General features: G+C 72.0%; 13 protein-coding genes. 9 read left to right on the plus strand and 4 right to left on the minus strand.

Annotation, left to right across the window (positions count from 1 at the left end; translation table 11 throughout):
• Positions 1 to 17 precede the first annotated feature (17 nt).
• Positions 18 to 773, minus strand: coding sequence for a class I SAM-dependent methyltransferase (locus tag QI633_RS06475; RefSeq protein ID WP_282428469.1), 756 nt, complete (start codon positions 771 to 773; stop codon positions 18 to 20).
• Between the two features lie 65 nt (positions 774 to 838).
• Between QI633_RS06475 and QI633_RS06480 the strand changes: the two genes are divergently transcribed.
• Both QI633_RS06480 and QI633_RS06485 read left to right on the plus strand, forming a co-directional pair.
• Positions 839 to 2,008 (plus strand): hypothetical protein, encoded by a 1,170-nt coding sequence (locus QI633_RS06480; protein WP_282428470.1) that lies wholly within the window; start codon positions 839 to 841, stop codon positions 2,006 to 2,008.
• Positions 2,009 to 2,064: 56 nt separating this feature from the next.
• Entirely contained in the window at positions 2,065 to 2,541 is a 477-nt protein-coding gene (locus QI633_RS06485; RefSeq protein WP_160158317.1) for an SRPBCC family protein, read from the plus strand.
• Between the two features lie 3 nt (positions 2,542 to 2,544).
• Here QI633_RS06485 and QI633_RS06490 read toward each other — a convergent pair whose 3' ends face one another.
• Complete coding sequence (locus QI633_RS06490; protein WP_282428471.1) at positions 2,545 to 3,951, minus strand: hypothetical protein; 1,407 nt, start codon at positions 3,949 to 3,951, stop codon at positions 2,545 to 2,547.
• A gap of 194 nt (positions 3,952 to 4,145) precedes the next feature.
• Here QI633_RS06490 and QI633_RS06495 point away from each other — a divergent pair, with 194 nt between their 5' ends.
• The 6 genes from QI633_RS06495 to QI633_RS06520 all read left to right on the plus strand — a co-directional run bounded on the left by QI633_RS06495 (position 4,146) and on the right by QI633_RS06520 (position 7,754).
• Positions 4,146 to 4,763, plus strand: a complete 618-nt coding sequence (locus QI633_RS06495; RefSeq protein ID WP_141801188.1) for an ATP-dependent Clp protease proteolytic subunit — start codon at positions 4,146 to 4,148, stop codon at positions 4,761 to 4,763.
• Between the two features lie 11 nt (positions 4,764 to 4,774).
• On the plus strand, positions 4,775 to 5,383 hold the full coding sequence (locus tag QI633_RS06500) for an ATP-dependent Clp protease proteolytic subunit (protein ID WP_141799885.1): 609 nt from the start codon (positions 4,775 to 4,777) through the stop codon (positions 5,381 to 5,383).
• Between the two features lie 119 nt (positions 5,384 to 5,502).
• The gene (clpX, locus tag QI633_RS06505; protein WP_141799884.1) at positions 5,503 to 6,780 is read left to right on the plus strand and encodes an ATP-dependent Clp protease ATP-binding subunit ClpX; all 1,278 of its coding nucleotides are present in this window, start codon (positions 5,503 to 5,505) and stop codon (positions 6,778 to 6,780) included.
• A gap of 58 nt (positions 6,781 to 6,838) precedes the next feature.
• Entirely contained in the window at positions 6,839 to 7,255 is a 417-nt protein-coding gene (locus QI633_RS06510) for a phage holin family protein (RefSeq protein WP_282428472.1), read from the plus strand.
• Positions 7,252 to 7,461 carry a DUF3618 domain-containing protein gene (locus QI633_RS06515; protein WP_282428473.1) on the plus strand — a complete coding sequence of 70 codons (210 nt, stop codon included), beginning with the start codon at positions 7,252 to 7,254 and terminating at the stop codon, positions 7,459 to 7,461. Before QI633_RS06510 ends, QI633_RS06515 begins: the two co-directional genes overlap by 4 nt.
• Entirely contained in the window at positions 7,458 to 7,754 is a 297-nt protein-coding gene (locus tag QI633_RS06520; RefSeq protein ID WP_282428474.1) for a DUF4235 domain-containing protein, read from the plus strand. Before QI633_RS06515 ends, QI633_RS06520 begins: the two co-directional genes overlap by 4 nt.
• A 13-nt stretch (positions 7,755 to 7,767) precedes the next feature.
• Here the strand turns inward: QI633_RS06520 and valS are convergent, their stop codons facing one another.
• Positions 7,768 to 10,416: a valine--tRNA ligase gene (gene valS, locus QI633_RS06525; RefSeq protein WP_282428475.1), complete on the minus strand. Its 2,649-nt coding sequence runs from the start codon at positions 10,414 to 10,416 to the stop codon at positions 7,768 to 7,770.
• Positions 10,417 to 10,473: 57 nt separating this feature from the next.
• On the opposite strand from valS, the gene QI633_RS06530 reads away from it, so the two are divergent.
• A complete protein-coding gene (locus QI633_RS06530) occupies positions 10,474 to 11,652 on the plus strand; it encodes a SpoIID/LytB domain-containing protein (protein WP_282428476.1) in 1,179 nt (392 codons plus the stop codon).
• On the opposite strand, the gene QI633_RS06535 is transcribed toward QI633_RS06530, so the two are convergent.
• Positions 11,611 to 12,810: a benzoate/H(+) symporter BenE family transporter gene (locus QI633_RS06535; RefSeq protein WP_282428477.1), complete on the minus strand. Its 1,200-nt coding sequence runs from the start codon at positions 12,808 to 12,810 to the stop codon at positions 11,611 to 11,613. The two genes, QI633_RS06530 and QI633_RS06535, sit on opposite strands and share 42 nt — an antisense overlap.
• Positions 12,811 to 12,853: the final 43 nt, after the last annotated feature.

Raw genomic sequence — 12,853 nt, forward strand, 5'->3', positions numbered from 1 at the left:
GTGCGGTGCATTTCGGCTCAGCGCCGGGCCTCGACGAGGTGCCGGGTGGAGTGGGCGACGAAGGGCCCGCCCGTGCGCAGCCGGGCGTCGAGGGCGCGCAACCGGTCGTCGTACCGCTCCACGGTGAAGTCCGGAACCCACCACACGCACTTGCGCAGCAGCCACACGACCGCCCCGATGTCGTCCAGCTCGATGCGGCAGCGCGCCGTGCGCAGGTCGAGCACGGTCAGCCCCGCTGCCTCGGCCGCGGCCCGCTCGGTCCGGGGATCCCGCGCTCGCCGCTCCTCGGGAAGCGGGCCGAGGAACCACTCGATCAGCTCGAACGCCGACGCCGGGCCGACGTGCTGGGCCAGGTAGTGCCCGCCCGGGCGCAGCACGCGGGCGATCTCGGGCCAGTCGGGGGCGACCGGGTGCCGGGCGGTGACCAGGTCGAAGGTGGCGTCCGGGAAGGGGAGCGGTACGCCGGGGTCGACCTCGACGACCTCCACGCCGCGCGGGCCCAGCAGTTCGCGGGCGCGTGCTGCGTTGGGGGCCCAACCCTCCGTCACCACCATCCTCCGGGGGAGTGCCGGCGCCTCCGCGACGACCTCGCCGCCGCCGGTGTCGAGGTCGAGGGCGGCTCCGCTCCCGACGCCCGAGAGGCGCCCTGCCAGCAGCCGTGCGTACCCCCACGACGGCCGCTCCTCGCGCGCGCGGCCCTCGAGCCAGCCGAAGCCCCAGCCACTCACGTCGGCCTGCCGCGCCTCGGTCACCAGCTCCTCGAACGTCCGCACCCGGCCATGGTGGCACCCGGAAGTTGAGTGTACGGATGTGCACTCATTCGGCTAGGCTGCGCGCCATGACCACTGCCCCGACCGTCGTCGACGCCCTGGCCCTGGCCACCGCGGTCGTCGACGACCTGGTCGTGACGACCGCCCGCGACACCCACCAGGCGATCGCCCGCCGCGCCCACGGCCTGGTCCGGCGCGGCGTCGGCCCGGCCGCCGTACCGGCCGAGGCACTGCACCGCGGCATCGCCGCGACCGTCTACGGCGCCGTCGGGCTCTCCTTCCGCGGGGCCAGCCTCGGGCTCGCCCGGCTGGGTGCCGCCGGCGTCGGCCCGGCGCTGGAGGACGGGCCGCGCGGCCGGTTCGTCAACGCCGCGGTCAACGGGCTGATCGGCGACGAGATCCGCCGCGACCGGCCGCGCCTGGCGATCGAGATGGGCGTGCGGAGCGCCGGGCGCGACGTACCGCTCACGCCGGCGGACCTCGCGCGCGCCTTCCCGGGGGCCACGGGCCGGATCGTCGTCTTCCTGCACGGCCTGTGCGAGAACGAGGACTACTGGAGGCGGCATCGTGACCGCCTCGGCTCGACGTACGGCGAGTCACTGGCCGCCCGTGGCTGGACCCCGGTCTACCTGCGCGCCAACACCGGCCTCCCGCTGCGCGAGAACGGCGTCGTGCTCGCCTCGCTGATGCAGCACCTGGTCGACGCCTGGCCCACGGAGGTCACCCGGATCGCGCTCGTCGGGCACTCCCTCGGCGGCCTCATCCTGCGGGCCTCGTCCGCGGTCGTCGCCGAAGGGCAGGGCCCGGCGGCCTGGACCCGGCTGGTCAGCGACGTCGTCACACTCGGTACGCCGCACCTCGGCTCCTGGTTCGCCGTCGGCGCCGACCACGCGAGCCGCACCCTCGCCCGCGCCCCCGAGGTCGCCGCCTTCGGCCGGATCATCGACCGCCAGGCGCCGGGCATCCACGACCTGATCGAGGGCCTCGCCCACGACGTACCTCCGCTGCCGCACGCCCGCTACCGCCTCGTGTCGGCCACGCTGACCCGCTCCGCGCGCCACCCGGTGGCGCAGGCCATCGGCGACCTGCTGGTCACCCCGCGCTCCGCCGTCGGTCGCGACCGGCGCGGCACCGAGCTGTTCCCCGACGCCGAGGTGCTCCACCTCGGCCGCACCGACCACTTCGGGCTGCTCAACCACCCCGACGTGCACACCGCGCTGGTGCGCTGGCTCGCGTGACATCTCCTCCCGTGGGAGGTGGTGGTACGCCGACCGGCGCCGTCATGATGAGCGCCATGACGACGAACGCCGCGCGCGAGCTGCGCGCCGAGGCCGTGATCGAGGCGCCCGCGGCGCACGTGTGGGCGCTGCTGACCGACTTCGGCCAGCTCGCCGAGTGGAGTCCCGAGACGGTCCGGATGGTGCCGCTCAAGCGCGGCGGCCTGCGCGTGGGCCAGTGGTACCTCGGCATCAACCGGCGCAAGGCCGTCGTGTGGCCGACCCGCTCGGTCGTCGCCGACGTGGCGCCCGGTCAGCGGCTGGTGTGGGACACGCCGTCCAGCGGCGCCCGCTGGATCTGGGAGCTCGAAGCGGACCCCGCCGACCCGGGCCGCACCCGCGTCGTGCACCGGCGCCCCGTCCCCGGCTCGCTGAGCATCGGCAGCCGGATCGTGGCCCCGCTGCTGCTCGGCGGCAACGACTCGCACGCCGACGAGCTCGAGGCCGGCATGGCCACCACGCTCGCGGGCCTCAAGGCCGCGGCCGAGCGCTGAGCCCTACGCCGGGAAGCCGGTGAAGCCCACGATCGTCGAGGCCCCGACGAGCCACACGGCGCTGGGGGAGACGTAGGGGCCGCCGGGCGAGACCCCGTCGTCGTACCCCTCCTTGCCGATCGCGCTGACGTCCTTCTCCCACGCCACCTCTCCGGAGGTGCGGTCCAGGGCCTGCACGACCCACGAGGTCGCGTAGTCGCTCGCGACCTGGACGAAGGCGTCGGGGGTCTCGGTCGGGGCGACGTCGGTGCCCGGGCCGGACCACAGCGTCTTGCCGGACTCGGCGTCGAGGTAGGTCGTCTGCATCTTCCCGGCCTTCGCGTCGAAGCCGGTCACCGCGACCTGCTTCCGGTCGGCGGTCCAGCGCCAGCCGGCCAGGTCGTCGCCGAGGTCGGCCCGCTCCCAGACCGCCTTGCCGGTGGTCACGTCGTAGAGCGTCGCGCCGACGCCGACCCGGCCCTCGGTGGTCGTCAGCCGCTGATCCTGGGTGTCCCACGGCTGGCCCTCGAGCTGCAGCAGCACCTCGTCGCCGAGGAGCACCTCGAGCTTGTCGTTGCCGAAGCCGCGGCGCACGGTCCACGGCCGCTCGAGGAACGAGCCCTTGCCGAGCGGGGTGCTGCCGAGCACCTTGCCACTGGCCCGGTCGAGCTCGAACTGGGTGGCGTCCGGCTGCCCGGACGGTGTCTCCTTCCACGCCGCGACCGACACGTCGTCGCCGCTCAGGTCGAGCGCGGGGGAGCCGGACCCGAACCCGGCGAGCTCGGCGGCGCCCGCGGGGCCGCCGGGCCACACGCTCTTCAGCGTGGTCGCGTCGAGCGCCGCGACCGCGAACGGTGGCGGGTAGGCGGTCTCGTCGGCGCCCGCGGGCGTCACGACGACGTAGAGGACGCCGTCGTCGAGGACGGGCGTGCTGCCCGGGGCGACGGTGACCTCGGCCCCGGCCCCGGACCCACCGGTCTCGGCGTTCACCCGGACCAGGGCGTTGCCCCGGGTGCAGTAGAGCGCGGCGTGATCGGGTGTCCAGCAGCCGCCGTAGTCCTCGCCCTTCCACAGCACCTTTCCGGCGGCGGACACGCCGACCAGCAGCGAGGCGGCGGCCCCGTCGTCGCCCTTTCCCTGGTCGGTGATCGCGGCCACCAGGACGTCGCCCACCACCACGCCACCCGGCTGCGGGACCTCGTCGTCGCCCGCCGGCGCCAGCGGCGCGAACCGGCCGCCCGGCAGCACCGTGTCGGCGCGCAGCTCCCAGGTCGTCGCCGGCTCGTGGAGCACGGCGGCCGCGGCCGTCGTACGGTCACCGTCGTCGGGCCCCTCCGGTCCGCCCTCGTCGGCGTCGCAGGCGGCCAGGCCGAGGCCCGCCAGGAGCGTGACGGCGGCGACGAGCCGGCCGGTGGATGGAGCCGCGGGCATGGGACCTCCTGGAGCGCGTGGGGCAGTCGGCTTCCCGGCAGGCTACCGGTGGGGTACGACGACCGGGCGCCGCGAATCTGCTGTCGGCGAACAGCGGTGTCGAACGCGTGGTTCTGCCTCCCGGTCCGGCTAGGGTCACTCGCGTGACTCAGAATCTTCCCGGTGGCGCTCACCACGCAGCGCGCGGTCATGAGATGAACCCGCAGATGAACGGGGGAGCGGGGATCAGCTTCCTCGACGACAACATCTACAGCCGGCTGCTCCGCGAGCGGATCGTGTTCCTCGGCTCCGAGGTGCGCGACCAGAACGCGAACGCGATCTGCGCCCAGCTGCTGCTGCTGTCGGCCGAGGACCCCGAGGCGGACATCTTCCTGCACATCAACAGCCCCGGTGGCTCCGTGGACGCCGGCATGGCCATCTACGACACCATGAACTACATCCCCAACGACGTCGCGACCGTCGGCATGGGCCTGGCCGCCTCGATGGGCCAGTTCCTGCTGTGCGCCGGCGCCAAGGGCAAGCGCTACGCCCTGCCGCACGCGCGGATCATGATGCACCAGCCCTCCTCGGGCATGGGAGGCTCCGCCTCCGACATCAAGATCCAGGCGCAGCAGTCGCTCCACATCAAGAAGGTGCTGCTCGACCTCATCGCCGACCACACCGGCCAGAGCGTTGAGCAGGTCACCGAGGACGCCGACCGCGACCGCTGGTTCACCGCCCAGGAGGCGCTGGAGTACGGCCTGGTCGACAAGGTCGTCAAGAGCGCCAAGGAAGCCGTCGACGAGGGCCGTCCGGCTCACAAGAAGGACTGAGTGATCACGCCATGAACTACTACATCCCGCAGTGGGAAGAGCGCACGTCCTACGGCTTCCGCCGGATCGACCCCTACGCCAAGCTGTTCGAGGACCGCATCATCTACCTCGGCACGCCGATCTCCGACGACGTCGCCAACGCCGTCATCGCCCAGCTGCTGTGCCTGCAGTCGATGAACCCCGACCAGGACATCAGCATCTACATCAACAGCCCCGGCGGCTCCTTCACCGCGCTGACCGCCATCTACGACACGATCCAGTTCATCAAGCCGGACGTGCAGACGGTGTGCATCGGCCAGGCGGCCTCGGCCGCGGCGATCCTCCTCGCCGCGGGCGCCAAGGGCAAGCGCCTCGCCCTGCCCAACAGCCGGATCCTGATCCACCAGCCATACACCGAGGGCACGTTCGGCCAGACCTCGGACATCGAGATCCAGGCCAACGAGATCCTGCGCATGCGCGAGCTCCTCGAGAAGATGATCAGCGACCACTCGGGCAAGTCCGTCGAGGACGTCAGCCGCGACATCGAGCGCGACAAGATCCTCACCGCCCAGGGTGCGATCGAGTACGGCCTGATCGACGCCGTGCTCGAGTCCCTCAAGAAGACCCCGGCCCTCGCCTGAGCCGCGGCTCAGACGAGAACGAACAAGACCGATGAGCATCCCGACGTACCCCTCGTGTCACGCTCCCGCCGGAGCGTGGCAGGGGGTACCGTCGGGTAGTTCGATTGTGAGGAGGACCCGTGGCACGCATCGGTGACGGTGGCGACCTGTTGAAGTGCTCGTTCTGCGGCAAGAGCCAGAAGCAGGTCAAGAAGCTCATCGCTGGTCCGGGTGTCTACATCTGTGACGAGTGCATCGACCTGTGCAACGAGATCATCGAGGAGGAGCTCGCCGAGGGCTCCGAGGTCGAGCTCGCTGACCTGCCGAAGCCCAAGGAGATCTTCGAGTTCCTGAACTCCTACGTCATCGGGCAGGAGCAGGCCAAGAAGTCCCTCGCGGTCGCGGTCTACAACCACTACAAGCGCGTCCAGGCCGGGGTGCAGCCCATCTCCGGCAAGCACAGCAAGGACGAGGTCGTCGAGGTGGCCAAGTCCAACATCCTCGTCATCGGCCCGACCGGCTGCGGCAAGACCTACCTCGCCCAGACGCTGGCCCGGATGCTCAACGTCCCGTTCGCGATCGCCGACGCCACGGCGCTGACCGAGGCGGGCTACGTCGGCGAGGACGTCGAGAACATCCTCCTCAAGCTGATCCAGGCCGCCGACTACGACGTCAAGAAGGCCGAGACCGGCATCATCTACATCGACGAGATCGACAAGGTGGCCCGCAAGGCCGAGAACCCCTCGATCACGCGCGACGTCTCCGGTGAGGGCGTCCAGCAGGCGCTGCTGAAGATCATCGAGGGCACCACCGCCTCGGTGCCCCCGCAGGGTGGCCGCAAGCACCCGCACCAGGAGTTCATCCAGATCGACACCACCAACATCCTGTTCGTGGTGGGCGGTGCGTTCGCCGGCCTCGAGCACATCATCGAGCAGCGGGTCGGCAAGAAGTCCCTGGGCTTCACCGCCGAGCCGCGCGGCGAGGCCGAGCGCGCCGCCGACGACCTGCTCGCCCAGGTCCGCCCCGAGGACCTCACCAAGTTCGGCCTGATCCCCGAGTTCATCGGCCGCCTGCCGCTGATCGCGAGCGTCAGCCCGCTCGACCAGGACGCCCTGGTCCAGATCCTCACCGAGCCGCGCAACGCCTTGGTGAAGCAGTACAAGAAGCTCTTCGAGCTCGACGGCGTCGAGCTGGAGTTCACCGACGACGCCATCGGCGCGATCGCCGACAAGGCCCTCGAGCGCGGCACCGGCGCCCGCGGCCTGCGCGCGATCATCGAGGAGGTCCTCCTCCACGTCATGTACGACGTCCCCAGCCGCGGCGACGTCGAGAAGGTCGTGGTGACCAAGGAGGTCGTCGACGACGAGGTCGCGCCGACGCTGGTGCTGCGCGAGTCCAAGAAGAAGAAGTCGGCCTGATCCCGGGGACCGGCTGACCGGTCCGTATCGGTTCCCCGACTTCGGGAACCGACCAGGCATGACTGTTCATCCACCGACCACCGACTCCCGAGGGGCCGGGGCGCTGACGACCGGCCAGCTCGTCGCCCGGATCTCCGAAGACGTGCGCGAGCTGGTGCGCGACGAGCTGCGCCTGGCCCGTGTGGAGACGACCGAGAAGGCCAAGGGGCTCGGGATCGGCGCCGGGATGCTCGGCGCCGCCGGCCTGTTGGCCCTGTACGGCGTCGGCGTGCTGCTCGCCACCGCGATCCTCGCGCTGGCCCTCGCCCTCCCGGCCTGGCTGGCCGGACTGGTCGTGGGCGTGGCCCTGCTCGCGGTCGCCGGCGTGGTCGCCCTCGTCGGGCGCAAGCGCGTCGCGGCCGCGACCCCGCCGGTCCCCGAGCGGGCGCTGGCCGGCGTCCGCGAGGACGTCGCGGCGATCAGGCACCAGCGATGAGCGGCCACCGGGCCGCCGCGGACGGTGCCGGCGTCGAGGAGCTCGAGCGGACCATCGAGCACACCCGCGCGGAGCTCGCCGGCGACGTCGACGTCCTGGTCGCGCGGCTCGCCAGGCGCTCGCGCGGGGTCGCGATCGGCGTCGCCGCGGTGGTGACGCTCGCGGCGGCTGCGGCCGTGCTGCGGCGCCGGGGAGGCCGGCGATGACGCACGAGAAGCGGACCAGCCGCTCGGCCAAGCTGCTCTACCGCCCATGGGGGCTGGCCGGCAGCCTCCTCGGCGGGCTCATCGCGGGCCAGGTCTTCCAGCAGGTGTGGAAGCGGGTCGACCCCCAGGCGACCGACGACCCGCCCAAGCCGTTGCAGTCGGAGTACCGGCTGCGCAAGATCCTGGTCGCGGCGATGGTGCAGGGAGCGATCTTCTCCGTCGTCCGGGCGCTCATCGACCGCGGCGGTGCGCGCGCCTTCGAGCGCTGGACGGGGGAGTGGCCGGGCGACTGAGCCCGGACCGGACCTACTCCTTCGGAGCCTCCGGCTCCTCCTCCGCGATCTCGGCGGTGACGCTCAGCTCGGTGGCGTCCTCGGCGACCGTGAAGACCAGCTCACCGACCACGTTGCCGCTGCGGCGCAGGTCCTCGGCGGCCTTCTCGGCGGCCTCGACCAGGCGTGCGGGACCGCTGACCTCGACCCGGGCGAGCGGTGCGCGCATCTTGACCTTGGCGGCCGACTTGGCGCCGCGGATGCCGGACAGGGCGGCCGCGACGGCGTCGATAAGGGAGCCGTCGGAGGCGGCGGGGGAGCCGAGCTCGGTGACGCTCGGCCAGGCGGCGGTGTGCACCGAGCCCTCCTGCCACCACGACCAGACCTCCTCGGTGACATAGGGGAGGAAGGGCGCGAGCAGCCGGAGCTGGACCTGCAGGGCGAGAGCGAGGGTGGCTCGGGCGGAGGACGAGGCGTCGCCGTCGCCGGCGTACGCGCGCTCCTTGACCAGCTCGAGGTAGTCGTCGCAGAACTCCCAGAAGAACTTCTCGCTGACCTCGAGCGCGGTGGTGTAGTCGTAGGCCTCGAACGCCTCGGTGGCGCGGCGGACGACGCCGCCGAGACGGCCGAGCAGCGCGGTGTCGACCGGCTGGCTGACCGCGGCGGCGCTGAACGTGGTCGCGCCGACGCTGCCGAGCACGAACTTCGAGGCGTTGAGGACCTTCATCGCCAGCCGGCGGCCGACCTTCATCTGGGTCTCGTCGAACGGCGAGTCCAGGCCGGGGCGGGCGATGGCCGCACGCCAGCGGACCGCGTCGGCGCCGTACTTGTCGAGGATCTCGTTGGGGACCACGACATTGCCCTTGGACTTCGACATCTTCTTGCGGTCGGGGTCGACGATGAAGCCCGAGATCATCGCGTGCGACCACGGGGCGACGTGGTTCTCGAAGTGCGCGCGCACGACGCGGGAGAACAGCCAGGTGCGGATGATGTCGTGGGCCTGGGTGGCCAGGTCCATCGGGAACACCCGCGACCACAGGTCGGGGTCGGACTCCCAGCCGCCCGCGATGTGCGGGGTCAGCGACGAGGTGGCCCAGGTGTCCATCACGTCGGGGTCGCCGATGAAGCCGCCCGGCTTGCCGCGCTGCTCCTCCGTGTAGCCGGTCGGCGCCTGGGTCGACGGGTCGATCGGCAGATCGGCCTCGGTCGGCAGGAGGAGCCGCGTGTAGTCGGGCTCGCCCTCGGCGTCGAGGGGGTACCAGACCGGGAACGGGATGCCGAAGAAGCGCTGGCGCGAGATCAGCCAGTCACCGTTGAGGCCGCCCACCCAGTTGTCGAAGCGGTGCTTCATGTGCGGCGGCAGCCAGTCGATCTCCGAGCCGCGCTCGAGCATCTGCTTGCGGATCCCGGCGTCGCGGCCGCCGTTGCGGATGTACCACTGGCGGGTGGAGACGATCTCGAGCGGCTTGTCGCCCTTCTCGTAGAAGTTCGCCATCCGCTGCGTCGGCTTCGGGTCGCCGTCGAGGTCACCGGACTCCTTGAGCTTGGCGACCATCGCCTCGCGGGCGGAGTGGACGGTCTTGCCCTGGAGGTCCTCGTACGCCGTCGAGGCCTGCTCCGAGGAGAGCCACTCGGGCGTCTCGCGGGTCAGCCGGCCGTCGCGGCCGATGACGGTGCGCACCGGCAGCTGCAGCTCGCGCCACCACTGGACGTCGGTGAGGTCACCGAAGGTGCAGCACATCGCGATGCCGGCGCCCTTGTCCTTCTCGGCGGCGGCATGGGCCAGCACGGGGATCTCGACGCCGAAGACCGGCGAGGTGACCGTCGTACCGAAGAGGTCCTGGTAGCGCTCGTCGTCGGGGTGCGCGATCAGCGCGACCACCGACGGGATCAGCTCGGGCCGGGTGGTCTCGATGTAAACAGGCTTGCCCGGCGAGCCGTCGGGCTGCGCAGGGGAATGGAAGGCGACCCGGTGGTAGGCGCCGGCGTAGTCACGCGCCTCCAGCTCGGCCTGCGCGACCGCGGTCTGGAAGGTGACGTCCCACAGCGTCGGCGCCTCCTGGAGGTAGGCCTCGCCGCGGGCCAGGTTGCGCAGGAACGCGCGCTGGCTGACGGTCTGCGCCTTGGTGCCGATCGTGGTGTAGGTCGTGTTCCAGTCGACGCTGAGGCCCAGGGTGCGCCACAGGTCCTCGAAGACCTTCTCGTCCTGCTCGACCAGCTGCTCGCACAGCGCGACGAAGTTGGGCCGGCTGATCGGGACCTGGCGCTTCGGGTCCGGCTTCTCGGGCGGGGTGAAGTCGGCGTCGTAGGGCAGCGACGGGTCGCACCGCACGCCGAAGTAGTTCTGCACGCGGCGCTCGGTGGGCAGGCCGTTGTCGTCCCAGCCCATCGGGTAGAAGACGGACTTGCCCTGCATCCGCTGGAAGCGGGCGATCAGGTCGGTGTGGGTGTAGGAGAAGACGTGCCCGACGTGCAGGCTGCCGCTGACGGTCGGCGGCGGGGTGTCGATCGCGTAGACGTTCTCGCGCGGCTGGGTGCGGTCGAAGCCGTAGGTGTCGGCGTCCTTCCAGCGCTGCGCCCACTTCTCCTCGAGCCCCTCCAGCGCGGGCTTGTCCGGTACGACGACGGCGCCGTCGGGCGCGTCGGTCGGGTCCGGGGTCTGCGTGCTGTCGGGCTCGGTCATGGTCGAAGCCTATTGCGCACCGCGGCCGCGGCTTCAACCGGCGGCTACTCTCGGACGATGCGCCTGTTCCCGCGAACCGTCACCACTCTCGCTGCCGGTCTGGCCCTCGGGCTCGCCGTCCCCGCATCGATGTCCGAAGCGTCGGCCGCGCCGGCTGCCGTGGACAGTGTCACCCTGACCGGCAAGGGCTGGGGGCACGGCAAGGGGCTGTCGCAGTGGGGCGCGAAGGGCGCGGCCGAGCAGGGCCTGAGTGCCGGCCAGATCCTCGACTTCTACTACCCGGGCACGGCGGCCGGCGTCGCCGGCGGCTCGGTCAAGGTGCTGATCACCGCCGACACCTCGAGCAACGTCGTGGTCCAGCACCGGTCGCGGCTCAAGGTCCGCAGCCTGGCCACCGGGAAGGCGTGGAAGCTGCGCAAGCGCGGCGCGAAGCGCTGGAAGCTGACCGCCCACGGCGCCGACACGAAGCTGTCGGTGAAGACCAAGCGCTGGCACAAGGTCCGGATCATCCCGGGGCAGGCCGAGTTCAAGGGCAAGGGCGGCACGCTGCGGCTCTACGTGCCGGGCGGTGCGGTCGACTACCGCGGCAAGATCCGCTCGGTCGTCCCGGCCAACGGGCAGGGCCGCGACACCGTCAACGTGGTGAGCGTGGAGAAGTACCTGCGCGGCGTGGTCCCCGCCGAGATGCCCGCGAAGTGGAGCCCGCAGGCGGTCCAGGCGCAGGCGGTGGCCGCGCGCACCTACGCCATCTTCGAGCGCGACACGTACCAGCGAGGCGCGTTCGACGTCTACGACACCACCCAGTCGCAGGTCTATCGAGGCATCGCCGTCGAGCAGCCCGAGTCGAACGCGGCCATCGCGGCCACGGCCGGGCAGGTCCGGACGTACGGCGGCCTGCCGGCGTTCACGCAGTTCTCGTCGAGCAACGGCGGCGCCAAGGCCGCCGGTGGCGCGAGCCAGCCGTACCTGGCTCCGGGTCTCGACCCGTACGAGGCGGGATCGGGAAACCCGAACAACTCCTGGCAGCTCACGGTGGCCGACGAATCGATCGAGGCGGCCTATCCCACGATCGGTGACCTGACCGGCGTGAGCGTCACCGTCCGTGACGGCAACGGCGAGTGGGGCGGTCGGGTGGTGAAGATCCAGATCACAGGCACCCTGGGGGCGGTCACCGACGGGGGCGACAACTTCCGGTCACTTCTGGGCCTCAAGTCGACGCTCTTCACTGTCGGCTGACGCCGGAATCCGCCCGGCCCGCAGGAACCCCCGCAGCAACAGCCCGGCGACCAACGCCCAGAACGCGGCGCCGATCCCGAGCACGGTCACACCGGAGGCCGCGACCACCAACGTCGCGGCCGCGGGCTCGCGCTCGGCCGGGTCGGCGAGCCCCTCGGCGAGCGCGGCGCCGAGGGTGCCCAGCAGGGCCAGTCCGGCCGCCGCCTGCATCACCCCGTCCGCCGCTGCGGCGACGAGCGTGGCGAGGGCCGTACTGGCCACGGCGAGCACGAGGTAGGCGACCGACGCGCTGACCGCGGCGATCCAGCGCCGCCGCGGGTCCGGGCCGGCGGTGGGGCCGGCGGACAGGGCCGCGCTGATCGCGGCGAGGTTGATCGCGTGCCCGCCGGTGGGAGCGCCGGCGACGGTGCAGATCCCCGTGACGGCGAGCGACTCGCGCCAGGGGACCCGGTAGCCGAAGCCGCTCATCACCGCGACGCCCGGCACGTTCTGCGAGGCCATCGTGACGACGTACAGCGGCAGTGCGATGCCGACCAGTGCGGACAGCGACCAGGTGGGCGTGGTCCAGGCCAGGTGCGGGGCGAGGTCGGCGGCGTCGATCCGCGCGGTGGCGAGCACGGTCCCGAGGGCCACGAGGAGGGCGCCCGGCACCGCCCAGCGAGGGGCGAGTCGGAGCAGGACCAGCCAGGTCATGACGAGCGGGGCGACGGCGGCGGGGGAGTCGACCAGGGCAGTGACCGGCGCGATGCACAGCGGTAGCAGGACGCCGGCCAGCATCGCGCGGGCCAGGCTGTGCGGGACGGCTGCGACGAGGTCGCCGACCTTCGGCACGAGCGCGGTCAGCACGATCAGCACGCCGGTCGCGACGAACGCGCCGACGGCGGCCGACCAGCCGCCGGTGACGCCGGCGGAGGTCGCGAGCAGCGCGGCACCCGGGGTGGACCAGGCGAGGGTGACCGGGATCCGGTGCCGCAGCGAGAGCCACAGCATGCCGAGCGACTGGGTCACCAACAGCGTGGCGAGACCGGACGCGGCCTGCGCGGGGGTGGCGCCGACCGCGACCAGGCCGGCGAGCACCACGACGAACGAGCTGCTGAACCCGACCAGGGCCGTGACGACGCCCGCCATCACGGGGCCGTGAGTAGTCTCCTCGGACACGCCGCCTCCTCCGGGAACACCGGTGCGGCGTTCTGTATACGGA

It is taken from the genome of Nocardioides sp. QY071, from assembly GCF_029961765.1.
Classification (GTDB): Bacteria; Actinomycetota; Actinomycetes; order Propionibacteriales; family Nocardioidaceae; genus Nocardioides.